The 21,821-nt window shown below is 64.5% G+C and carries 19 protein-coding genes and 1 tRNA gene; 6 read left to right on the top strand and 14 right to left on the bottom strand.

Features of this window, described 5'->3' with window-relative positions; translation table 11 throughout:
• Nucleotides 1-48: 48 nt before the first annotated feature.
• The 3 genes from GYK42_RS24675 (at nucleotide 49) to GYK42_RS24665 (ending at nucleotide 3,795) form a co-directional block, all read left to right on the top strand.
• Nucleotides 49-2,142 carry an AsmA family protein gene (locus GYK42_RS24675; RefSeq protein WP_166449637.1) on the top strand — a complete coding sequence of 698 codons (2,094 nt, stop codon included), beginning with the start codon at nucleotides 49-51 and terminating at the stop codon, nucleotides 2,140-2,142.
• 54 nt (nucleotides 2,143-2,196) lie between these two features.
• Nucleotides 2,197-2,273 (top strand) — tRNA-Pro (locus GYK42_RS24670).
• A gap of 127 nt (nucleotides 2,274-2,400) precedes the next feature.
• Complete coding sequence (locus GYK42_RS24665; RefSeq protein ID WP_166449636.1) at nucleotides 2,401-3,795, top strand: GntP family permease; 1,395 nt, start codon at nucleotides 2,401-2,403, stop codon at nucleotides 3,793-3,795.
• Between the two features lies 1 nt (nucleotide 3,796).
• Here GYK42_RS24665 and GYK42_RS24660 read toward each other — a convergent pair whose 3' ends face one another.
• The 4 genes from GYK42_RS24660 to GYK42_RS24645 all read right to left on the bottom strand — a co-directional run bounded on the left by GYK42_RS24660 (nucleotide 3,797) and on the right by GYK42_RS24645 (nucleotide 7,566).
• A complete protein-coding gene (locus GYK42_RS24660) occupies nucleotides 3,797-5,200 on the bottom strand; it encodes a sodium:solute symporter family protein (protein WP_166449635.1) in 1,404 nt (467 codons plus the stop codon).
• Nucleotides 5,201-5,331: 131 nt separating this feature from the next.
• Nucleotides 5,332-6,135, bottom strand: a complete 804-nt coding sequence (pcaD, locus tag GYK42_RS24655; RefSeq protein ID WP_166449634.1) for a 3-oxoadipate enol-lactonase — start codon at nucleotides 6,133-6,135, stop codon at nucleotides 5,332-5,334.
• Between the two features lie 11 nt (nucleotides 6,136-6,146).
• Nucleotides 6,147-6,437 (bottom strand): muconolactone Delta-isomerase, encoded by a 291-nt coding sequence (gene catC, locus GYK42_RS24650; RefSeq protein ID WP_166449633.1) that lies wholly within the window; start codon nucleotides 6,435-6,437, stop codon nucleotides 6,147-6,149.
• Nucleotides 6,438-6,456: 19 nt separating this feature from the next.
• Nucleotides 6,457-7,566 (bottom strand): muconate/chloromuconate family cycloisomerase, encoded by a 1,110-nt coding sequence (locus GYK42_RS24645; RefSeq protein ID WP_166449632.1) that lies wholly within the window; start codon nucleotides 7,564-7,566, stop codon nucleotides 6,457-6,459.
• A 102-nt stretch (nucleotides 7,567-7,668) separates the two neighbouring features.
• Between GYK42_RS24645 and GYK42_RS24640 the strand changes: the two genes are divergently transcribed.
• Complete coding sequence (locus GYK42_RS24640) at nucleotides 7,669-8,583, top strand: LysR family transcriptional regulator (protein WP_046685653.1); 915 nt, start codon at nucleotides 7,669-7,671, stop codon at nucleotides 8,581-8,583.
• Between the two features lie 3 nt (nucleotides 8,584-8,586).
• Here GYK42_RS24640 and GYK42_RS24635 read toward each other — a convergent pair whose 3' ends face one another.
• A complete protein-coding gene (locus GYK42_RS24635) occupies nucleotides 8,587-8,979 on the bottom strand; it encodes a hypothetical protein (protein WP_166449631.1) in 393 nt (130 codons plus the stop codon).
• A gap of 74 nt (nucleotides 8,980-9,053) precedes the next feature.
• On the bottom strand, nucleotides 9,054-10,235 hold the full coding sequence (locus tag GYK42_RS24630) for a YncE family protein (protein ID WP_166449630.1): 1,182 nt from the start codon (nucleotides 10,233-10,235) through the stop codon (nucleotides 9,054-9,056).
• 118 nt (nucleotides 10,236-10,353) lie between these two features.
• On the opposite strand from GYK42_RS24630, the gene GYK42_RS24625 reads away from it, so the two are divergent.
• Nucleotides 10,354-10,782 carry a hypothetical protein gene (locus tag GYK42_RS24625; RefSeq protein WP_166449629.1) on the top strand — a complete coding sequence of 143 codons (429 nt, stop codon included), beginning with the start codon at nucleotides 10,354-10,356 and terminating at the stop codon, nucleotides 10,780-10,782.
• On the top strand, nucleotides 10,779-12,179 hold the full coding sequence (locus GYK42_RS24620) for a hypothetical protein (protein ID WP_166449628.1): 1,401 nt from the start codon (nucleotides 10,779-10,781) through the stop codon (nucleotides 12,177-12,179). The genes GYK42_RS24625 and GYK42_RS24620 overlap by 4 nt, the downstream gene beginning before the upstream one ends.
• Here the strand turns inward: GYK42_RS24620 and GYK42_RS24615 are convergent.
• From GYK42_RS24615 to GYK42_RS24580, 8 genes are all read right to left on the bottom strand, one after another.
• Complete coding sequence (locus GYK42_RS24615) at nucleotides 12,151-13,485, bottom strand: PepSY-associated TM helix domain-containing protein (RefSeq protein WP_166449627.1); 1,335 nt, start codon at nucleotides 13,483-13,485, stop codon at nucleotides 12,151-12,153. The genes GYK42_RS24620 and GYK42_RS24615 overlap by 29 nt on opposite strands.
• Before the next feature lie 8 nt (nucleotides 13,486-13,493).
• Entirely contained in the window at nucleotides 13,494-15,617 is a 2,124-nt protein-coding gene (locus GYK42_RS24610) for a TonB-dependent receptor family protein (RefSeq protein ID WP_240943798.1), read from the bottom strand.
• A 77-nt stretch (nucleotides 15,618-15,694) separates the two neighbouring features.
• Nucleotides 15,695-16,102 (bottom strand): DUF2946 domain-containing protein, encoded by a 408-nt coding sequence (locus tag GYK42_RS24605; protein ID WP_240943796.1) that lies wholly within the window; start codon nucleotides 16,100-16,102, stop codon nucleotides 15,695-15,697.
• Between the two features lie 47 nt (nucleotides 16,103-16,149).
• A complete protein-coding gene (locus GYK42_RS24600; RefSeq protein WP_240943794.1) occupies nucleotides 16,150-16,746 on the bottom strand; it encodes a PqiC family protein in 597 nt (198 codons plus the stop codon).
• Nucleotides 16,743-18,374 (bottom strand): intermembrane transport protein PqiB, encoded by a 1,632-nt coding sequence (locus GYK42_RS24595; protein ID WP_166449626.1) that lies wholly within the window; start codon nucleotides 18,372-18,374, stop codon nucleotides 16,743-16,745. Before GYK42_RS24595 ends, GYK42_RS24600 begins: the two co-directional genes overlap by 4 nt.
• The gene (locus GYK42_RS24590) at nucleotides 18,367-19,659 is read right to left on the bottom strand and encodes a paraquat-inducible protein A (protein ID WP_431190186.1); all 1,293 of its coding nucleotides are present in this window, start codon (nucleotides 19,657-19,659) and stop codon (nucleotides 18,367-18,369) included. Before GYK42_RS24590 ends, GYK42_RS24595 begins: the two co-directional genes overlap by 8 nt.
• Nucleotides 19,660-19,787: 128 nt before the next feature.
• Nucleotides 19,788-21,137 (bottom strand): amidase, encoded by a 1,350-nt coding sequence (locus GYK42_RS24585; RefSeq protein WP_166449624.1) that lies wholly within the window; start codon nucleotides 21,135-21,137, stop codon nucleotides 19,788-19,790.
• Nucleotides 21,138-21,140: 3 nt separating this feature from the next.
• On the bottom strand, nucleotides 21,141-21,818 hold the full coding sequence (locus tag GYK42_RS24580) for a DUF2848 domain-containing protein (RefSeq protein ID WP_166449623.1): 678 nt from the start codon (nucleotides 21,816-21,818) through the stop codon (nucleotides 21,141-21,143).
• Nucleotides 21,819-21,821: the final 3 nt, after the last annotated feature.

Here is a 21,821-nt window from a genome sequence, read left to right as displayed (position 1 = left end):
TGGCCTATCGGTCTACCTTGATGAAAAAATCATTGCGATCGGCTTACCATGACACGCTCAACCCCGCTCAAAATCCTCGGCTGGAGCCTGGCCGCCCTGCTCGCCCTCATCGCCATCGTCGTCATCTTCGTGCTGACCTTCGACTGGAACCGCGCCCGTCCCTACATCAACGAAAAGGTGTCGGAAAGCACGGGCCGCAGCTTCGTCATCGGCGGCGATTTGCAGGTGAAATGGCAGCAAGGGCTGAAGACCGAACCGGGCTGGCGCCGCTACGTGCCGCGCCCCGTCATCAGCGCGCAAGACGTGAGCATGAGCAACCCGGACTGGGCGACGGCCGGCCCGCAACTGGCCAGCGCGAAACGCATCGACGTGGCCATTCACCCGCTGCCCCTGTTGCAGCACAGAGTGGTGCTGACGGACCTGGCGCTGACCTCTCCCAACATTGCCCTGCAGCGGCGCGCCGACGGCAGCAACAGCTGGACCCTGAAGGACAACGGCCCTTCAGCCTGGGACGTGGAAATCCAGCGCATGGCCTTCGGCGACGGCGTCATCCGCTATCTGGACGAGGGCATCGCCCTCGACGTGCACGCCAAGGTCAGCTCGACGGCGCCCGACGCCACGCCGGGCGACGCGCCAGGCAATGTTCCCGTACAAAAATACGGCATCGCCTTCACCCTGGGCGGCACCTACCGCAAGGCGCCCGTGACGGGCGGCGGCAAGGCGGGCGCCGTGCTGTCATTGACCGACAACAACACCGTATATCCCGTGCAGGCGCATGCCGTGCTGGGCAAAAACAAGGCCAGCATCGATGGCACCTTGACGGACCCGCGCTCGCTGTCCGGTATCGACTTGCAGCTGAGCCTGGCCGGCGCCAGCATGGCCGACCTGTATCCGCTGACGGGCGTGCTGCTGCCGGAAACACCGGACTACGCCACCAAGGGACGCCTGCTGGGCAAGAAGGACGGCGCCAGCTGGAACTGGACCTATCAAAACTTCAAGGGCACGGTGGGCGAAAGCGACCTGGCCGGCACCCTGCAATATTTGCCGCGCCAGCCGCGTCCCTTGCTGCGCGGCGAAGTGACGTCGCAGCAGCTGCGCCTGGAAGACCTGGGTCCCACTATCGGCGCCGACAGCAATGCGCGGAAACAGGCCCGCGGCAAGGCGCCCGTGCAACCCGAGAATAAAGCCTTGCCCGTGGAACAGTTCAATACGGCCAAATGGGATGCGCTCGACGCCGACGTGAAGTTCACGGGCAAGAAACTGGTGCGCACGCACGATATCCCGCTCAACGATATCGTTGCCAACATCCGCATGAAAGACAAGGTGCTGAGTTTGACGCCGCTCAATTTCGGCATGGCCGGCGGCAACATCACCTCGAATATCACGCTCGACGGCCGTCAAAAAACCATCGCCGCGCAAGCCAAGGTGGCGGCGCGCCACCTCAAGATACGCGAACTGTTTCCCAAGCTGCAATCGATGCAAGCGAGTTTCGGCGAAGTGTATGGCGACGCGGCACTCACGGGCCACGGCAATTCCGTCTCGGCCATGCTGGCCAGCGCGAATGGCGAGCTGGCGGCCACCGTCAGCGAAGGTTCCGTCAGCCAGTTCATGCTGGAACTGGCGGGCCTGAACCTGGCCAACGCCGTCTTCGTGAAAATCTTTGGCGACAAGCAAGTGCACCTGAACTGCCTGGCCAGCGATTTCGCCGTCACGAATGGCCAGGCCGACGTACGCCGCTTCGTGCTCGATACGGACACGGCCGTCGTGAATGTCACGGGCAACGTCAACCTGGCCACCGAAACCCTGGACCTCGATGTGCGCCCGCGTACCAAGGGCGCCCGCATCATCACCCTGCGCACGCCGCTGTACGCGAAAGGCACGTTCAAGAACCCGGACGTGGGCCCGCAAAAAGGCCCGCTGGCACTGAAAGCCGGCGCCGCCGTGGCCCTGGCCACCGTCGTCACGCCGCTGGCCGCCCTGCTGCCGCTGGTCAACGTCGACAAAGCCCCCGACACGGACTGTGCCGCCGTCATGGCGCAAGCGAACGCCACCCGCAAGGCCCCGACCTCGCCGGCGACGAATGCGCCAGCGAAAAAAGTCAGCGAAGCGGAAATCAAGAAGGCGCAGCAGGAAAAGAAATAGAGATTGATGCAGCCGCTTGAAAGCCGTTCCGCCATCTGCTGTAATGAAGAAAAGCGGGGTGTGGCTCAGCCTGGTAGAGCGCTGCGTTCGGGACGCAGAGGCCGGAGGTTCGAATCCTCTCACCCCGACCAGCCTCTTCCCTCACTGCGCCAGCTTGAACTGCTTGCACCTTGACCTGCGCGTTGGCGGCTTGTCGGGAAGTATGTTATTAATTTCATTATTAATATCCCAACTACTTCTCGCGCAGGGGCCTGACCGATGTCTTTCCTGATAGTTCTGGCCGCACTGGCCTTCCTCATGCTGGCCGCCTACCGCGGCTACAGCGTGATCCTGTTTGCGCCCGTCGCCGCGCTCGGCGCCGTGCTGCTGACCGATCCGTCCGCCGTGCCGGCCGTCTTCAGCGGCATCTTCATGGAAAAGATGGTGGGCTTTATCAAGTTGTACTTCCCCGTCTTTTTGCTTGGCGCCGTGTTCGGCAAGCTGATCGAGCTGTCCGGTTTTTCCCAGTCCATCGTCGTGGCCGCCATTCGCTATATCGGCAGCTCGCGCGCGAATGCCGTCATCGTTGCCGTATGCGCGGCGCTCACGTACGGCGGCGTGTCGCTGTTCGTCGTGGTGTTCGCCGTGTATCCGTTCGCGGCCGAGCTGTACCGCCAGAGCAATATTCCCAAGCGGCTGATGCCGGGCGCCATCGCCCTGGGCGCGTTCTCGTTCACCATGGATACCTTGCCGGGCACGCCGCAAATCCAGAACATCATTCCCACCACCTTCTTCAATACGACCGGCTGGGCCGCGCCTTGGCTGGGCACCATCGGCGCCGTGCTGACGGTGTTCATGGGACTGGCCTTCCTGGAATGGCGCCGCCGCTCCGTCATGGCGACGGGCGAAGGCTATGGGGCCGAGGCCGACAAGGCCACGGCCGATGTGGGCGACCTGCCCCATCCGCTGCTGTCGGTGGCGCCTCTGGTGCTCGTCGGCGTGGCCAACTTTGCGCTGACCAAGATGATTCCCCACTGGTACGGCACCAGTTACGTGCTCACCGCCGAGGCCCTGCCCGGCTTGCATGCGCCCGTGTCGACGTCGATCGGCGCCGTGACCGGTATCTGGGCCGTGGAAGGCGCCTTGTTGCTGGGAATTTTGCTCGTCTGCATGACGGCCTTCGGGCGCATCCGTGCCGCCTTTGCCGAAGGCACCAAGGCGGCCGTGGGCGGCGCCTTGCTGGCGGCCATGAATACGGCGTCCGAATACGGCTTTGGCGGCGTCATCGCCGCCCTGCCCGGTTTTCTTGCCGTCAGCAACACCTTGCGCAGCGTGCCCGATCCGCTCGTCAACGCAGCCGTGTCCGTGACAACCCTGGCCGGCATCACGGGATCGGCCTCGGGCGGCATGAGCATCGCGCTGGCAGCCATGTCGGACAGCTTTATCCAGGCCGCGCAGCAGGCGCACATCCCGCTCGAAGTCATGCACCGCGTGGTGGCCATGGCCAGCGGCGGCATGGATACCTTGCCGCACAATGGCGCCGTGATCACCCTGCTGGCCGTCACGGGCCTCACGCACCGCCAGTCCTACCGCGACATTTTCGGCATCACCGTCATCAAGACGGTGGCCGTGTTCCTCGTCATTGCCATCTATTACATGACGGGACTGGTCTGACCTAGCGCTGCGACGACGATGTAGGCTTCGCCAACGCTTGCGCCGGCTTGAACACATGGCTGATGCCCATGGTCAGCAGCGGGCCGGCCAGCGCCAGGTAGGAACTGTCCACGCCATACGGATTGCCCGCCAGGAACCAGCCGATGGTGGCGATCACGGAGACGATCACGCCGACAAAGGCGCCGCGCGGCGTGCCGAATTTAGGCGCATAGAAGGCCATCAGCACCAGCACGGCGAGGGTGGCGCGCAGGGCCTTGCCGAGGAAGGCAATCATCAGCAGTTTTTCAGCGTACAGCGCCAGCACCAGCGGCAGCAGGCCCGCCACGACGATGGCGATGCGCAGGAACATCAGCGATTTCGCGTCGTTCTTCGCCTTGTTGTACCAGGGATCATAAAAATCCTTCATGGCCAGGGTGGCCGATGCCAGGGTGGTGGCGGAAATACCGCCAAACAGGGCGCCGGCCAGGCCGACGATCATGATGCTGGCGGAAAAGGCCGGCATGTGGGCAATCATGGTGGGGAAGGCGTCGATCGACTTCATGCCCGGATACAGCACGGCGCTGCACATGCCGATCAGGGCCGCCATCAGGCCGAACGGGATCATCAGCGACGACACGTAATAGCAGGCGCGCTTGGCCACGGCCGGGTTGTCCGTGCTGACCAGGGCCTGGATCACGTATTGCGTGGCAAAGATGGAACCGATGCCGCCGATCATCCAGGCGATGATCTGGCCCCAGCCGATCTCGACCCAGTTGAACATCTTGGCCGGCAGCTGCGCCTGCAGAGCGCCGATACCGCCCGTTGCTTCCAGCGCATACGCCAGCGCCAGGATCACGCCCAGGTATTTGACGATGGAGTGGGCAAAATTGGTATACACGACCGAGCGCATGCCGCCCAGGCTGACGTAGATCACGGTGATGGCGCCCACGAGCAAAATGGCCACCGTCTTGTTGATGTGCAGCACGGCCGCCAGCACGGCGCCGCCGCTCGCGTACAGGGCCACGGCAACGATGCTCAGCGCAACGATGGTGAGGATGGACGCCGCATAACGCACGGGCTCGCCATACGTTTGCGCGAGGATGCCGGAAATCGTCGACTGCCCGCTTTCCTTGTATTTTTTGACCAGTACGATGGCCAGCAGGAAAAAGCCCAGCGACAGCGCCACCAGATTCCACGCGGCGGAAATACCCAGTTCATAGCCCTTCTGGGCCGTGCCGATGCTGACGGAACTGCCGATGAATTCGGACAATAAGAGAGCCCCGATCAGGAAGGCGGGATAATTGCGCCCGCCCGCCGTCATGCCTTCGGCGCTGTTGGCATGCTTGCGCACGCTATACGTAATGTACGACATGAGGGCGAAATAGCCCACCGTGACCGCAGCGATAATGATCAATCTGTTTTCCATCCGTCTACTCCAAGTCTGCTTTTCTTATTATTATTTTTCAAGAAAGCTTTCCCTGCCGCATGCCGGACCAGCCGGCGGCGGTGCTCAGGGGAAAACCACATTCCCGCCGTACCGATACGGTACAGCAAGCCTCACAATAAAAAATTCCGCAACTGCGCTGTAAACAAATCCGCCGCCTCGATGTTCGAGATATGCGAGGCGGGCAGGCTTGCCAGGCGGGAACCCGCGATTTGCTGCTGCAGCCAGCGCCCGTCGTCGATGGTGGTCACGGGATCGTGCTCGCCCGCGATGATCAGGGTTGGCATGGTTATCGTGCCCACGGCGTCGTGCAAGTCCGTCTGGGCCAGCACGTCGCAACAGGCCGCATAACCGCCGGCATCCTGGCCCCGCAAAATGCCGGTCAGGCGCGCCACCGTGTCCGCTTCGCGTTCGATGAACTGCGGCGTGAACCAGCGCGCCGCGGCGCTGTCGGCCACCGCGGCCATGCCGTCACGGCGCACTTGCTCCGACCGCAGCTGCCACGGCGCGGCGCCGCCGATGCGCGCCGCCGTATTCGCCAGCACGAGGTGCGTCAAACGCCGCGGCTGGTGTATGCCCAGCCACTGGCCCGTCAAGCCGCCCATGGAAATGCCGCAGAAGGCGGCGCCCTCCACATCGAGGTGGTCGAGCAGCGCCACCACGTCCAGCCCCAGCCGCTCGATGCCGAACGGCGCGCCGCCGCTGGCCGACCTCCCATGGCCGCGCGTGTCGTAGCGCACGACAAAAAAGTCGCCGGCCAGCGCGGCTGCCTGCGCATCCCACATGGACAGATCCGTGCCGAGGGAATTCGACAGGACCAGGCAAGGCTTGCCGCGCTTGCCATCCGTGCGGTAATGCAGGCCGATACCGTCCACCTTGCACGTTTTCCCGACAGTGTCGTTGCCTATCTGCGTCATGGCATGTCTCCTCAGGAATCGTCGTCGCGCACCGACGAGGGATGGCGGCACAGCGGCATCACGTCGATCTGCATGTAGGGAAATAGCGGCAAGGAGGTCAGCAAATTATGCAGCTCGTCCACGCTGTCCACGTCGAAGACGCTGACGTTGGCGTACTGGCCGGCGATGCGCCACAGGTGGCGCCACTTGCCCTCGTGCTGCAGGCGCTGCGCCAGTTCCTTTTCCGTCTGTTTCAGTTGCGCCGCCTGCTCGGCGGGCATGCTCGGTGGCAGGTTCACGTTCATGCGTACATGGAATAACATGGTTTCTCCTTGTAGTTACTTATGCGCGCTGCATGGAGCGCAGCTTGTCCATATCGATCTCGACGCCCAGGCCCGGGCCCGTCGGCACTTGCAGCATGAAGTCGCGGTAGACGAGCGGCTCGCGCAAGACTTCCTGCGTCAGCAGCAGTGGCCCGAACAGCTCCGTGCCCCAGGCCAGCTCCGCAAACGTGGAACACACGTGGGCCGTGGCGGCCGTGCCGACGCCGCCTTCGAGCATGGTGCCGCCGTACAGGCCCACGCCGGCCAGACGCGCCACGGTGGCCACTTCCAGCGCGGGCAGCAAGCCGCCCGACTGGGTGATTTTTACGGCATACACGTCGGCCGCATCGGCTTGCGCCAAGGCCAGCGCATCGGCGGGGCCATGCAAGGCTTCGTCGGCCATGATGGCCACGTCGAAGCGCTGCTTCAGGCGCGCCAGCGCGGCGCGGTTGCCCGCCTTGACGGGTTGCTCGATCAGGTCGACGCCGCCCGCTTCCAGCGCGGCGATGCCGCGCACGGCGTCCATCTCGCTCCAGGCCTGGTTGACGTCGACGCGCACGCTGGCCCGTTCGCCCAGCGCCCGTTTGATCTCCAGCACGTGGGCCACGTCATCCATCACGTCGCGCAGGCCGATCTTCAGCTTGAAGATGCGGTGGCGACGCAGTTCCAGCATTTTTTCGCCTTCAGCGATATCGCGCGCCGTGTCGCCGCTGGCCAGCACCCAGGCCACGGGCAGCGCATCGCGCACGCGGCCGCCCAGTAATTCCGACAGCGGCACGCCCAGGCGGCGCGCCTGCGCGTCCAGCAGGGCTGTTTCGATCGCGCACTTGGCAAAGCGGTTGCCTTGGATAAGCTTGCGCACCTTGGCCATCGCCTTGGCCACTGCGCTCGCTTCCATACCGACCAGCAGCGGCGCGATATAGGTATCGATATTCGTCTTGATGCTTTCCGGGCTTTCGCCACCGTAGCCCAAGCCGCCGATGGTGGTCGCCTCGCCCCAGCCGGTGATGCCGTCGGCGCAGCGCAGGCGCACCAGCACCAGGGTTTGCGTATTCATGGTGGCGACCGACATGCGGTGCGGGCGGATAGTAGGCACATCGACCAGGTAGGTCTCGATATTTTGAATCATATTTATTCCGTATAATTCTGTGGAGTGGTGACACGATATTCCCCGAATCTCGCCACGTCCAACACCGAGTTGGTATCAAACCTATACCTGAAAGGTATGAAGATGGAATTACGGCACTTGCGCTACTTTGTAGCGGTCGCAGAAGAAAGGAACTTCACGCGGGCCGCCGCTCGCCTGCACATCGCGCAGCCGCCGCTGAGCCGCCAGATGCAGCAGCTGGAAGAAACGCTGGGCGTGGCGCTGATCGAAAAAGGTTCGCGCCCCTTGCGGCTGACGGAAGCGGGCGAGTTTTTCCTCGCCCATGCGCGGCCCCTGCTCGACCAGGTGCGCGACTTGCAGGCGATGACGCAGCGCGTGGGCAAGCTGGAACGCACGCTGTCGATCGGCTTTGTCGCCTCGACCCTGTATGGCGAATTGCCCGACATCGTGCACCGCTTTTGCGAGCGCCATCCCGAGGTCGACGTGACCTTGCATGAAATGACGACGGTGCAGCAGTTGAAGGCCCTGAAGGAAGGCCGCATCGACGTGGGCTTCGGGCGATTGAAAAGCGAAGACCCCAGCATCCGCCGCATCCTGCTGCGCGAGGAGCGGCTGGTGGTGGCCCTGCCGCCCGGCCACCGGCTGGCCAAGGGAGAAGGCGGATTGCGCCTGACTGACCTGATTCATGAAACCCTGCTCGTGTATCCGAAAGCGCCCCGCCCCAGCTTTGCCGACCAGGTGCTGGCCATGTTCAGCGAAGGCAACGTCACGCCCGGCCCCGTGACGGAAGTGCGCGAGCTGCAGATTTCCATGGGACTGGTGGCGGCCGGCCAGGGCATCTCCATCGTGCCGGAAAGCGTGCAGGCCATGCATCACCGGAACGTCGTGTACCGCAAGCTGGACGACAAGCATGCGTTCTCGCCCATCTTATTCAGCATGCGGCATAGGGACCGCTCGCCCGAGCTGGAAAACATCCTCGCCGCCGTGTACTCGATCTACGATGAACACGGCATCGCGCACGTCAAGGAAAGCCTGTAGCCCTCACTTTGACAGCGGCGCGTCGGCCAGCAATTCCGGGCGCAGCGCGCGGATGCGCAGCTCCGTGAAATAGCCGCCCGCCTCGTTGTAGCGCAGGTAGTGGCGGCCGCAGTTCAGGCAGCGGGCCACCTGGCTCAGGTTCGCGGGATAAAAGCGCGGCGCGATGGGCGCATCGACGCTGTCGTAGCGCGTGCCCTGCGGGTGGAACTCGGCGAACGTCGGTTCCTCGTACGGATCTTCGCGCAGGGTGCCGATTTCTTCGAAGCGGTCCAGCTCCAGCGAAGTGGGCAGGCGCTGCCAGGCGTCGAGCGGAACGGCGCAGCAGCTGCATTTTTTTGTGATCGTGGCCGAAGCGGCGGCCAGCACGGACAAGGCGGGGAAGTCGATGAATATCATGTTCAGCCATTGCAAAGGTGCGGCCTGTGGCAACGAGCCTGGCCGCGCCCTTTCATTCTAGCCGAATGCGTCTTTCAATGTCCCATGAAGTCATTCCACTTCGGCAGCAGCACGATGCTGTTCGGATTGAGACCCTTGTTTTTCAGGGTATCGACACTGCCCGCCACCGCCTCCTTTTTCATGTCGATGACGGTGATGCTGCCATCGCTCATGCCCGGCAGGTTGAGCAGCGCATTCTGCACGAAGGCATAGCGGCCATCTCTGTTGAACGCCACGTGGTGCGCGCCTTCGGCTGCGGGAATCGATTTCACCAGCCGTGGCTTGCCGATGCCGCCCGTCAGGTCGAAGATATGCAGGTGGCCCGGCTTGGCCGTCGTCAGGTACAGGCGCGTAGCGCCCTTGTTGAAATACAGTTCCAGCGGCACGCCCGCCTTTTGCTCCGCAAAGTCATGCACCTGGGCCGTGTCGAAATCCTTTGTCGTCGGATTCCACGTGGCCGTCCACACGGTGCCGCCGTACATATTGGCGACGTAGGCGACGGGCGGATTGCTGCCTGGGACGAACAGCACTTCCACCGGCGCTTCGCCCGACGGCGACGGCTTTTTCGACAGTTTGTGCGTGCCCAGCACCTTGCCCGTGCTCGTTTCCACCACGCTGATCACTTCACCCGCGTCGCCCAGGTCCGTGGGGCGGATGGTGCTCGTCAGCAGGGTGCGGTCGATGCCGTCGTGGACGGCCAGGCCATGCGGATATGGCGCCGGCAGCTTGACGGTGCGCCCCGGCTTGTCGTGCACGGCGTCGCCTTCCAGCATCGCCTGCGAACCCATGCAGCTCAAGTACCAGCGCTTGCGGTCATCCGAAAAGACGATGTCCTCGCCCACCTGGCAAGTCGGCACCTCGATCACCTTGATCGGCAAGTCCTTGTGGCGCATGTCCATCACGCGCAGCTGCGTCTTGCCCAGCGCCGTGATGTAGGCCTTGCTCATGTCGTGGTTATAAAAAATATGGTGCGCCACCAGGTCCGGCGGCAGGGGAATGTCGCGCACGATCTTGCCGAAGTTTTTCGACTCAGGATCGACATCGATGATGGCGATGCCTTCCTTGCGCGACGGCGGCGCGACGGGGCTTTTCAGCGACTTCAATGACTCGGGCGCCTTGCTCTCGTAATTGACCATGGCGAGGATTTCGGCCGTCGCGGGCAACGCCGCCATGCATGTCACGGCCAATGCCAACATCGCTTTTTTATTTGTCATCATCTCCCCCGCCTTTTCCAGGTGTCGTCGGATCCGCGCCGATCATTCTACGTCCGCACTTTTTGAAACTGGCGCTTTTTTTCAAATGGCCAATACTGGAAATCTTTCCTAGAATTTAAGCATGAAAAAATATTCGCTCCGCCCTTCCCTTGCCGGCCTGGGCCTGGCCATTTTCCTGCTGTGCATGTCGGCGCAAAGCCAGTCGCAGAGCGGTCTGGCGGCCAGCCGGCAGTTGCCGCAACAGCGTGCGGCGCTGGCCATCGCGCAGCGCAAAATCGCCGCCAAACCGCCGACGATAAGGGTCAAACAACACGATACAATCACGCTCGATTGGACTACCGACGAAATAGTCAATATCCACTTGCATGGCTACGACCAGCTGCTGACGGTCAAGCCGGGCGAAACAAAAGCCATGCGTATCGACGCTGCGGTGCCGGGACGCTTCCCCGTGTCCGCGCACGGCTATGGCGCGCAAACGGAGGGCAAGGACAAGCAGCACAAGCACCACCGCGAGGCGCCCCTGATGTACCTGGAAGTGCTGCCGCGATGATGGGGCGCGCCGCCGCTGCCGGCCTGTTGGCCGCTCCAGGCATCGCCCATGCGCACGGCTTTGGCCAGCGCTACGACCTGCCCTTGCCGCTATGGCTCTATCTCACCGGCGCGGCGTTGACAGTGGCGCTGTCGTTTGCCTTCCTGGCCCTGTGGCGCCGCGATGATGCCGGCGCGCGGTACCGGGGCGACTATGCGCGCCTGCTCCTGCGGCGCATTCCCGGCGCGGACGTCATCGCCTTCGCGCTGCGCCTGCTGGTACTGGCCCTGTATGTCCTGGTGATCGTGGCGGGGCTGGTGGGCGTGCAGAATCCCGTGAAAAATATCGCGCCCGCCATGGTGTGGGCCATCTGGTGGGTAGGCATGGCGTATGTCTCGGCACTGGTGGGTGACCTGTGGGCACTGGTCAATCCGCTCGACAGCGTGGCGCGCGCGGCGCAGCAGCTGTTTCCCCGCTGGCGCGCGCCGCTCAGCTGGCCCCGCTGGCTCGACAGATGGCCGGCCGCCATCCTGTTTTTCTGCTTTATCTGGATGGAGCTGAACTGGGAAGGCAGCGAACAGCCGGCCAGGCTCGCGTGGAGCATGCTGCTGTATTCGGCTTGCACATGGGTGGGCATGGCGCTGTTCGGCCGCGCCGCCTGGCTGCGCCATGTGGAAGTGTTCAGCGTCGTCTTCGGCCTGCTGGCGCGCTTTGCGCCCGTGGCATTCCGCGACGGCGCCTGCTACGTGCGCCCATACGCGGCGGGATTGCTGACGGCGGAACCCGTGCGACCCGCCTGCCTGGTGCTGGTGGTCCTGATGCTGGCGTCCGTCAGTTTCGACGGCATGTTGGAAACGCAAACGTGGTATGACATCGTCGACGCCGTCCTCGCCGTGGCGCCGGGCGCGCTGGCCTGGATCACCACGGCCGCCCTGCTGCTGATGCCGGCCCTGTTCCTGCTGGTGTTCCTGCTGTTTTGCGTGCTGATCGCCCGCTGCGGCACCAGCGATGGCCAGCCGGCCCTGCCCCTGCTGCGCGTGGCTGGCCACTTCGTGCTGACCCTGGTGCCGATCGCCATCGCCTACCATTTCGCCCATTACCTTTCCTTCCTGGCGATGGCAGGCCAGTATCTGATTCCGCTGGCGTCGGACCCTCTGGGCCTGGGCTGGGACCTGTTCGGCACGAAGCTGTACTTCATCCGCCTTGGCATCGTCGACGCCAAGGTGGTGTGGTACGTATCGCTCTTCGCCATCGTCGCCGGCCACGTGGCGGCCGTCTGGCTGGCCCACGTCTGCGCGCTGCGCCTGTACGCCAGCCGCCGCGAGGCCCTGCGCAGCCAGTATCCGATGCTGGCGCTGATGATCGCCTACACTTTGCTCAGTCTCTGGATCATCGCGCAGCCCATCGTCGGCGGCTAGCCCGTGCAAGGACCAGCTCCAGCAGCAGCAACATGCCGCCGGAAACGAGCAGCAGCGGCATCAGCGCGCACATGAGCACCGCCGCCAGCCAGGCCAGCGCGGACGGCGAACTCCAGGCGCCCGGCAGCAGCTTGGGCAAGCCCAGCGAGCCTGGCAAACGCCGCTTGAAAAACATCACCCAGCCCGACACCAGCGAGAACAGCATGCTGGCGCCAAACACCAGCAGCAAGGCCTGGTTCCACCAGCCGAACTCGCCGCGATGAAACGGGATGCCGATGGCCGTGGCTTTGCCGAACGCCGTCTGCGCTTCCCACCCCGCATAGTACAAAGGCTTGCCGCTGTAAGCGTCGAACTGCAGGTCGAAGCGCAAGGTGGGCTGGCTGCGGTCGGCCATCGTGGCGCGCCACACATCGTCCTGGTTGGCCGGCGCCGTCAGCTGCACGGCGATGGCGGGCGCATGGCTGCGCGCCACCTGCCACGCATCCTGCCAGTCGAGCGGCGCGCCCTCCTCGCGCGAATGCAGGCTGCGCGGCACGGGCGGCGGCGCCTGGCCGCTGACGTCGCGCAGCGCGCGGATGCGCCCGCCCGCCTGCTGGCTCCACGTCAGCCCCGTCGTCAGGATCACGACGCTGACGATGCCAAGCGCCACGCCAAGAAAAGCATGCCACTGGCGCCAGCCATTGCGACCGCGCGCGCCCCGCTTCGGCAAGCCCGATTGCGCGCCGCGCGGCCACCACAGCACCACGCCCGTCACCAGCATCACCATCAGCCAGCTGGCGGCCAGCTCGATCATCCAGCGCCAGCCATCATTTTGCAGCAGGCGCGAATGCAGCTTTTTCGCCCAGTTGCCAAAGCGCTCGCTGCTGGCCAGGCTGCCCAGCACGCGCGCATCGTAAGGGTTCACGTAGACGACGATGGCTTGCGCGGGCAGGCCGAATTTCGGCTTGGCCGGCGCAGCATGTCCGCCATGACCCGCATGTTCATCCTGCGCGCCGCCGGGCGGCGCGAACGCCACCTGCACCGCATCGTCCTGCTGAAACGGCGGCACCACGTGCTGCACCGTCCAGCCACGCGGCGCCGCCCGCTCCGCTGCCGCCACGGCGGTGTCCAGCGGCAGCATGGACGCCTGCGGCGCCACATGGTCGAGGTGCTGGTACAGCCTTGCCTCGATCTGCGGCGTGAACACATACAACATGCCCGTCAGGGTGGCCACCAGCGCGAATGGCGAGGCGATCAGCGCGGCCCAGAAGTGGATGCGCCAGTACAGGCTTTTGCGCCGCGCGATGAGAAAGGTGAAATCGTCCATGGCCATCCTCACAGTGCGGTATAGGTATAGGACAGGCCCAGCATCACGCTGCGCGGCGCACCTGGCGTGTACTGGTTCTGCGTATTGGCCGCGTAACTGCCCGTGCCCGAGTAACTGCTGCTGGCCGAATCGGCATAGCGTTTGTCGGCGAGGTTGCGCACCTGCGCCCACGCTTCCAGCCCGCGCGCGAGCTGATAGCTGGCGCGCACATTCAGCAGCGCATGGCCCTTGTACTCCACCGTGTTGGCATTGTTCATCCAGTAGCGGCCCTGGTGCACGGCTTCGAGCGCGATACGCGAGCCGGCCACGGGCTTGTAGCCGATCTCGAACGAGGTGATGTCGCGCGGCGCCTGCGGCATGCTGCGGCCGCTGTAATCGAGAGTGGAGGACACCTGGTAGCGCAGGTAGCGGTGGCGCGCGATGGCCGTGGCGAAGCGGGCGTCGAACTGGCCGCTGTCGTAGTTCAGGCCCAGCTCCAGCCCTTCGCTGCGCGTGCGCCCCGCATTGCGGTTTTCGCTATTCCCCGGCGAAAGCGTGTAGCTGACGATGGTGTCGCGCCCGTCGAGCCGGTACAGGGCAGTATCGAGTTTCAAGCGGCCCTGCAAAAAGGCCCAGCGCAAGCCCAGTTCATAGTTGTTGTAGACGGACGGCTGCAAGTCGGCGATGCCCGTCTTGCCATACAGCTGGCTCACTTCGGGCGGCGTGAAACCCTGGCTGACGTTCGCATACGCGCTGCCCGCATGGCCGATGGCGTAGGTGGCGCCCAGCTTCGGGCTCACATGCGAAAAGCTGCGCGACTCGTCGGGCGCGCCGTAATTGACGCTGCCGCCCGGCGCCAGCTTGTTATGGTAGTCGTAGCGGATGGCGTCCGAGCGGCCGCCCAGCACCACGCGCGTGCCGGCCAGCGGCGTAAATTCCCACTGCGCGAAGACGGCCGTGTTGAGGATATCCGTCTGGTAGTCGCGCACGCCCTGCGGATTGGACGCATTGGCCAGGGTATAGCGCAGATAGCGGCCCGTGGCCGCATCGCGCACGATGGACAGGTTATCGCTGACAAAGGGATTGTCGCTCTGGTCCACGTAGACGCCGGCGACCAGGCGCGAGCGCAGCCACGCGAATTCCTGCTGGTGCTTCACGTCCAGCCCCAGCGAATAGACGTGGTTGTTGTTGATGACGCCCTTGCACAACAGTCCCGCGCAGCTGCCGATGGAGTACGCGGGAAGCTGCCCATGGTCGTTCTTGCGCGTAAACACGGTGACGGTGCTCGTGCCATTGGCCGTCGTCGCACCCTCCCACGCCAGGTTCATGCGCGTGGTCTTGTCCTTGCGGTAGCTAAACGTGTTCAGGCTCTTGCCGGGATTATTGCGGTAATCGTTCTCGAACAGGCTGCCCGTCATGGCCGCATCGAGATCCGTGTGGACGATGGTGGCGCGCAGCTGGGACGTGGGGCTGAGCGCATAGTCGGCGCGCAGCGAGAACGAATCCTTGTCGCCATAGCTGTACTCTTGCCAGTTGTCGCGCGAACGGCGCGAACTGTAGTGGGAAAAGCGCAATCCCAGCGGGCCCCAGGTATCGCTGGCGGCCGTGTCGTAACGAGTGAATCCGCCCACGTTGTCGCGCCGCACGCCCACGCTTGCCGTCGGCGTCACGCTGGCGCCGGCCGTGAGGAAATTGACGGCGCCGCCGACGGCATTGCTGCCGTACAGCGAGGAGGCGGCGCCCTTCACCACTTCCACGCCGCTGGCGCCCCCCATGTTCATTTCGTTGAGCGAGTTATGGTTGAAGACGCCCAGCGGGCGGATGGGAATGCCGTCTTCCAGGTACTGGTAGACGGCATTCGTGCCGATGGGCTGGCGGATGCTCATGCTGTGCTGCTCGTTGCCCAGGTCGTTCCAGTACACGCCGGCGATGCGGTTGAGGATATCGCCCATGGTCTTGGGCTTGTCGCGTTCCAGGGTTTTGGCATTGACGACGCCGATCGCTTGCGGCGTCTCGGACAGCCACGATTGCGCGCGCGAGCCGGAAACGACGACCGTGTCGATGGCGTGGTCGGCTTGGTCAGGTTGCTGCGCTTGTGCGCACGGGTAGGCCACGGTGATGGCGACGGCCAGCACCAATAATTTCTTGTTCATGTGATTCTCGTATAAGTGTGCGGATGCGGCGCGTCACACCGCAAGGTGGACAACGCCAGCATTGAAAATGCAAAAACTCAGACGAGAGCGGGCGGCGCGCGCGATTGCGCCGTGGACCAGATGAACAGTGGTGCGGGTGACTGGTAGTACAGGGATGGGAAAATGGCCGTGCCGCTGGCCACAAGCAGCGGCAGCACGGGGCTGGTCGGCGGCAGGCCGACGGAGCCCGCATGCGTGGAACAGAAGGCGCAATGCTCCATCTGCATGGCCTTGCCGCCGGACTTTTCATCGGCGGCGCCGCCATCGGATTGGGCAAGCTGGACAAAACGGATACCGGCCACGGAGCAGATTTCCGCCCAGCCGGAGCCGGACTCCTGCTTGGCGTTGGCGACGGCTTGGGAAATCGATGGCGCGAGCGCCGCCAGCAGGATCGCGAAACAGGCGATCCAGGCGGCAAAGCGGCGCGTGAACAAGGTCATTCCCATGGCCGCATTTTACCAGCGGCCGCCGGGACTGGGTAGCGGAAAGCGGCTCAGCCGGCCGGGCAGGCTGCGTTGCCGTTGTCAAAAGCGCGCACGACACTTGCCGTATCGGCGGCGATGCGGTTCACTGCGCGGCGGTGACCGAGCACCAGTTCGTCGTAGCCGGCGCCCACCTTTTCATTGGCGACCGTGCGGCAAGTGACCACCTTGTTGCTGGCCAGCTGGCGCACGCTCCAGACGGCGTCGATCAGCGCATACTGGCCCATCACCGACTCGAAACGCTGCACATTGGTGCTGATGCGGTACACGGGCAGCTTGTCCGGGTATGGCGTGCGAAATACATCGATGGCGCCCAGGTCGTTCGTCACGGCCGTCGACAGGGCCTGGCCGATTTCACCGGCCAGCGGCCCCGCCCAGCGCTGCTGCTCCAGCAATTCGATGCGGCCCGAAGGCGCTGTTACAACAAACTGGTTGCGGCTCACCTGCTGCGGCACGCTGACGGCCAGCACCTCGACATAGTATTTGACGGGCTTGGCCGGCTGCGCGTCGGCGCCGCCGCTGAGCGTATAGAAATGCTCGGGCTGGGGCGTGGAGCAGGCGCCCAGCAGGCTGGCCGCCAGCAGCGCGGAAAAAATCGGTTTCATCATTTTTTTTCATCTCCTTTTTTACCGCGGATCAGGGACTCGGGATGACGCTCCAGATAATCCGACAGGGCATTGAGCGATTGCAGGGTTTGCGTCAGCTGCTGCAAGGCCTGGCGCACGTCCGACTGCAGCGGGGAATCTTTTTGCAGCACCTGTTCGGCCGTGCCAAAGGTCTGTTTCGCCGCCGTCAGGGTATCGCGCATTTCCGGCACCACCTGGCCATCGAGCTGCTTGAACAGGGTATTGGCCTGCTTGATGGTGGCGTTCAGGTTGTTGCCGATCTCCGCGTACGGCACCTGATCGAGCTTGCGGGCAATGCTGGCGATCTGCGTCTGCAATTCATCGAGGGTATTGGGCACGGTCGGCACTTCCATCGGATACCTGTTCGGATCGAGCGCCACCTTCGGCGCTTTCGGGAAGAAGTCGAGCGCGATGTACAACTGGCTGGTCAGCAGGTTGCCCGTGCGTAGCTGGGCGCGCAAGCCACGGCTGACCATGCGTTCGAGCAGCTGGTGGCCGGCCGAGCCTTCCTCATCGTCGACGGCGGCCTTGAAGCGCATGCCCAGGCGGGCCGGGTACAGGTTGACGGTGACGGGCATGCGGAAGTTCTTCTTCACGGGGTCAAATTCGATGCCCACCGAGCGCACCTCGCCCAGCACGATGCCGCGGAAGTCCACCGTGGCGCCAGGCTGCAAGCCGCGCAGGGACTGGTCGAAATAGAACACGGTGGTAATCGCCTCGCCATCGGGCTCGCGCATGGCGCTGGCCTCGTCGGCCGCCAGGCGGTAGTTGGTGCCGGCCGGCGCCGGTTCCACGGGTTTGCGGCCATGTTCCGCCTCGAAGGCGATGCCGCCCACCAGCATGGCCGCCAGCGATTGCGTATTCAATTTGAAACCGTTCGAATCGAGACGCACGTCGACGCCGCTGGCATGCCACCAGCGCGCATCCTTGCCGACAAACTGGTCGTACGGTGCGTTCACGAAGACCGACATGGTGATGCCGTTGCCGTCCTTGTCCAGCGCGAAGCTGACCACCTTGCCCACGCGCAGGCGGTGGAAGAACAGGGGCGAGCCCACGTCGACGGAGCCGAGGCTGTCCGCATGCAAGGTGTACAGCTTGCCCTTCTGGTCTCCCGCCACGGCGGGCGGGCTCTCCATGCCGACGAAATTCTCTTTTTTGGCTTCCGACTTGCCCGTGTCGACACCGATGTAGGCGCCCGACAGCAAGGTGCCCAGGCCCGTCACGCCGCTGGCGCCGATCTGCGGGCGCACCACCCAGAAGCGCGAATCGGCGGTGGCGAAGCGGCGCGCTTCCTTGCTCATGTCGATCGTCACGAGCACCTTGCTCAAGTCGTCGCCCAGGGTGATGGCGCGCACCTGGCCGATATCGACATCCTTGTATTTGACCTTGGTCTTGCCCGGCTCCAGGCCTTCGGCGCTCTTGAAGCTGACCGTCACCGTGGGTCCCTGGTCGAGGATGGACTTGGCGGCCAGGCCGGCGCCGATCAGCGCGGCCAGCAGCGGAATGAGCCACACCAGCGACGGCAGCCATCGGCTGGCCGGGTCCACATCGGGTTCGGGCAGAGGCCGTGCGCCGGTTTCGGCAAGGTCGCCCGTTTCTTTGTCAGCCATGCTGTTCTCCAATCACTGTATTGTTTCCGGTATTTTCTGTACTGCTGCGTTTTTCATCCTCGGCCGCCTTGTCGTCGACGGGGTCCCAGATCAGGCGCGGGTCGAACTGCATCGCCGCCAGCATCGTCAGCACCACCACGGCGCCAAAGGCCAGGGCGCCGGGTCCGGCCGTGATCACGGCCAGCGACTTGAAGCGCACCAGCGCCACCGTCAGGGTGACGACAAAGATGTCGAGCATGGACCAGCGGCCGATGAATTCAACCATGCGGTACAAAATGGTGCGCTGGCGCGGCCGCCAGCGCGAACGCCGCTGCGCCGTGAACGCCAGCAGCGCCAGCACGCCCAGCTTGAGCATGGGCACGACCACGCTGGCAATGAAAATGATGATGGCCAGGCCTTTCGAGCCGCTGCTCCAGAACAGCACCACGCCGCTCATGATGGTGTCGTCTTGCGCGCCGAACAGCGATTGCGTCACCATCACGGGCAGCAGGTTGGCGGGAATGTAGAGGATCATGGCGGCGATCAGCAAGGCCCAGGTGCGGTTGATGCTGTCCGGTTTGCGCACGTGCAGCGCCGTGCCGCAGCGCACGCACGCCAGGTGCTTGCCCTTGCCCAGGGGCGGCGCCACCAGGCCGCAGGCATGGCAGGGAACCACCTTCTCGCCCGGAGCGAAGGCCTTGTAACGCAGGCCGGGCAGCGCCTGGCGGGTCAGGTCGTCGCCCAGGTTCCACAGGGCCTTGGGGTCGAACGAGACGACGATGGCCAGCATCAGAGTCAGCGCGCCAAACGCGAACAAGCCCGGTTGCGGCAGCACCGTGGCCAGGCTGGTCATCTTGACGACGGTGATCAGGATGCCGATCATCAGCACCTCCGTCATGCCCCATTCGCGCGCCGTCTGCACGGCGCGCAGTACGCGGTTAAAGCCCGGCACCTTGACGCTGCGGCGCAAGCCCAGCGCCACATACAGCAGCGAACCGAGTTCGATGGCGGGAAAGAGTATGGTAAACAGGAAGACCATCGTCGCCACGATGTGCATCTGCTCGGACCACAGCACGCGGATGGAACCGAGCAAGGTGGCGCTGGAGGTCAGGCCATTGACGTCGAGTTCGACGATGGGGAAAAACTGGGCGATCAGGAAGACGAAGGCGGCGCCCAGGGTAAGCGCCACCACCTTGCTCAATTCGGCCGATGCTCCCCGCGCGTGGGCGCCGCGATACAACACCGAGCGGCAACGGATGCAGCGCGCCTTTTCGCGTGGACGCAGCGGACGTTTGCGGTACAACACGCCGCAGTCATGACAGCTAATCAGGTCGTATCGGTGCACAGTGTGAAGTTTGCCGGCGCCCGAAGCGCGACTTTCCCATGTTAATGCCAGCCATCATGACAGAGTTGGCATTTTCCTGCACTACAGCATTATTCTTTTGCACTCCCCCGTAGCAGCGCCTCCATGGCGCGGCCGATTTGCAACACTGTATCGTCGGCGCCGGCCAGGCCGCAAATGCCCAGTCCCACGGGCAGCTCGCCCTCGGCATGGCATGGCAAGGACAGCGCGCAGCCATCGAGGAAGTTGATCACGCTGGCGTTGCGCAGCACCAGCCCATTCGTGGCAAAGAAGGTGGCGTCATCCGCTTCCAGCGGCGCGACTTCCGGCGCGAGTATGGCCACGCTGGGCATCAGCCAGGCGTCGAATGGCGCCAGACGCTGCTTCGCGATGGCGATCAGGCGCGCACGCGCATCGAGCAAATCGATGTAATCAAACGCGCCCTGCTGCTGGCCGCGGCGGATGCGCGCCGCCACGCGCTGGTCGTACTGCGCGCCCTTCTCTTCCAGCAGCGCCCTGTGCCAGTGCCAGGCTTCCGCCGCCACCAGGCCGCCACCGCCATTGATACCCGGCAGCTCCAGCAATTCGGGGAAATCGAACTGTTCCACCTGTGCGCCCGCTTGCCGCAGCTGGTCCAGCGCCGCATCGAAAGCCTGCCGCACCTGCGGCTCCACGTGCGTACCGACGTAATCAAGGGTAAAACCGAAGCGCAAGCCTTTCAATGCTGGCGCCTGCGCGCCGATGTCATGGCCCGACAGCGCCGCGTACAGAATGGCGCAGCAGTCGACGCTGCGCGCAATGGGGCCGGCCGAATCGAGGGAGCGCGACAAGGGCACCGTGCCGGCCAGCGACACGGACGCCGCCGTTGGCTTGAAGCCCGTCAGGCCGCAAAAGGCGGACGGGATGCGGATCGAACCGCCCGTATCCGTGCCCAAGGCGCCGGCCGCCATGTCCAGCGCCACCGTCACGGCGCCGCCCGAGGTGGAGCCGCCCGCCACGCGCGCGCGGTCCAGCGGATTGCGCGGCGTGCCGTAATGGGGATTCAGGCCGAGGCCGGAAAACGCGAATTCGCTCATGTTGGTGCGGCCCAGCAGGACGGCGCCGGCCGCGCGCAGGCGCGCCACGGCGCCCGCATCGGCCACGGCGAGCGGGGCATCGGCCAGCGCCAGCGAGGCGGCCCTGCTGGTTTGCCCTTTGACGTCGAACAGGTCCTTGATCGAGATGGGTACGCCGGCCAGCGGCGAGGCAACGATGCCGGCGGCGCGCGCCGCATCGCTGGCCCGCGCTTCCATCAGCGCCTGTTCGCCATCGAGGCTGACATAGGCATGGCCGCCCTGCGCCCGGTGCGCCTCGGCGCGCGCCAGCATCTGCTGTGTCAGTGCCACGCTGGTGGTGCGGCCGGCGGCCAGGTCGGCCGCCAGTTCACGGATGGTCTTGGTCATTGTTTATCCTTCCACGGGCAGGGTTTGTACGGCATAGCGGTGCTGCAGGCGGCGCTGCAAGGCTGGATCATACAGCTCCAGCGCGAAGGCGTCGCCATGGCCCATCTCGCCGATGATCGGTTGCGTGCCGCAAAACATGGCGCTGCCCACGGACAGAGTCGTTTGCCCCGTGTAGCGCTGAATCAGGTCTTCCGGCGACAGCATGCGCGTCACGGGGCCATCCTGGTACAGGGCCGGCACGCCGGCGCGCTCGCGCCAGGAGCGCATCTGCAGCTGGTCCCAGTGGCCGGCCACGTCCGCATAGCGCCACAAGGTATCGCCCACGGGCTTGCCGCACATCTGCTTCGACACCGTCACGCCATAGCTTTCCACCTTGCGGTCCGTGTGGTCGGAACCGATGCCCACCAGCAGGCCGTATTCGGTGGAAAACAGCACGAATTCGGCCTCGCCCGACGAATCGCCGCCCGGCACTTCGATGGCCGCGTCGCTCGACAGCAATGCCGCCGCCACGCGGTAAAAGGTCGGCACGCTTTTCGGGCGCGCCACGCCGATGGCTTCCAGTTCGGCGATATGGTGTTCCACCATGGCCATGTCGCGGCCCGTCCAGCCGGCGATGATCAGGTGATCGATGTCGAAGGTGACGGGGCCGTGGCCTGCCAATTGAAAATGCAATGTCGTCATGAT

The organism is Janthinobacterium lividum (assembly GCF_011601275.1).
Taxonomy (GTDB): domain Bacteria; phylum Pseudomonadota; class Gammaproteobacteria; order Burkholderiales; family Burkholderiaceae_D; genus Janthinobacterium; species Janthinobacterium lividum_E.
The sequence above is the reverse complement of the archived record's forward strand: the minus strand, read 5'-3'. Positions and strand labels throughout refer to the sequence as shown.

Excerpts from the sequence above, each read along its gene's own strand:
- GYK42_RS24675 (WP_166449637.1), top strand. The coding sequence starts at position 49 with ATGACACGCTCAACCCCGCTCAAAATCCTCGGCTGGAGCCTGGCCGCC.
- GYK42_RS24665 (WP_166449636.1), top strand. The coding sequence starts at position 2,401 with ATGTCTTTCCTGATAGTTCTGGCCGCACTGGCCTTCCTCATGCTGGCC.
- GYK42_RS24660 (WP_166449635.1), bottom strand. The coding sequence starts at position 5,200 with ATGGAAAACAGATTGATCATTATCGCTGCGGTCACGGTGGGCTATTTC.
- pcaD (WP_166449634.1), bottom strand. The coding sequence starts at position 6,135 with ATGACGCAGATAGGCAACGACACTGTCGGGAAAACGTGCAAGGTGGAC.
- catC (WP_166449633.1), bottom strand. The coding sequence starts at position 6,437 with ATGTTATTCCATGTACGCATGAACGTGAACCTGCCACCGAGCATGCCC.
- GYK42_RS24645 (WP_166449632.1), bottom strand. The coding sequence starts at position 7,566 with ATGATTCAAAATATCGAGACCTACCTGGTCGATGTGCCTACTATCCGC.
- GYK42_RS24640 (WP_046685653.1), top strand. The coding sequence starts at position 7,669 with ATGGAATTACGGCACTTGCGCTACTTTGTAGCGGTCGCAGAAGAAAGG.
- GYK42_RS24635 (WP_166449631.1), bottom strand. The coding sequence starts at position 8,979 with ATGATATTCATCGACTTCCCCGCCTTGTCCGTGCTGGCCGCCGCTTCG.
- GYK42_RS24630 (WP_166449630.1), bottom strand. The coding sequence starts at position 10,235 with ATGATGACAAATAAAAAAGCGATGTTGGCATTGGCCGTGACATGCATG.
- GYK42_RS24625 (WP_166449629.1), top strand. The coding sequence starts at position 10,354 with ATGAAAAAATATTCGCTCCGCCCTTCCCTTGCCGGCCTGGGCCTGGCC.
- GYK42_RS24620 (WP_166449628.1), top strand. The coding sequence starts at position 10,779 with ATGATGGGGCGCGCCGCCGCTGCCGGCCTGTTGGCCGCTCCAGGCATC.
- GYK42_RS24615 (WP_166449627.1), bottom strand. The coding sequence starts at position 13,485 with ATGGACGATTTCACCTTTCTCATCGCGCGGCGCAAAAGCCTGTACTGG.
- GYK42_RS24610 (WP_240943798.1), bottom strand. The coding sequence starts at position 15,617 with ATGAACAAGAAATTATTGGTGCTGGCCGTCGCCATCACCGTGGCCTAC.
- GYK42_RS24605 (WP_240943796.1), bottom strand. The coding sequence starts at position 16,102 with ATGGGAATGACCTTGTTCACGCGCCGCTTTGCCGCCTGGATCGCCTGT.
- GYK42_RS24600 (WP_240943794.1), bottom strand. The coding sequence starts at position 16,746 with ATGATGAAACCGATTTTTTCCGCGCTGCTGGCGGCCAGCCTGCTGGGC.
- GYK42_RS24595 (WP_166449626.1), bottom strand. The coding sequence starts at position 18,374 with ATGGCTGACAAAGAAACGGGCGACCTTGCCGAAACCGGCGCACGGCCT.
- GYK42_RS24585 (WP_166449624.1), bottom strand. The coding sequence starts at position 21,137 with ATGACCAAGACCATCCGTGAACTGGCGGCCGACCTGGCCGCCGGCCGC.
- GYK42_RS24580 (WP_166449623.1), bottom strand. The coding sequence starts at position 21,818 with ATGACGACATTGCATTTTCAATTGGCAGGCCACGGCCCCGTCACCTTC.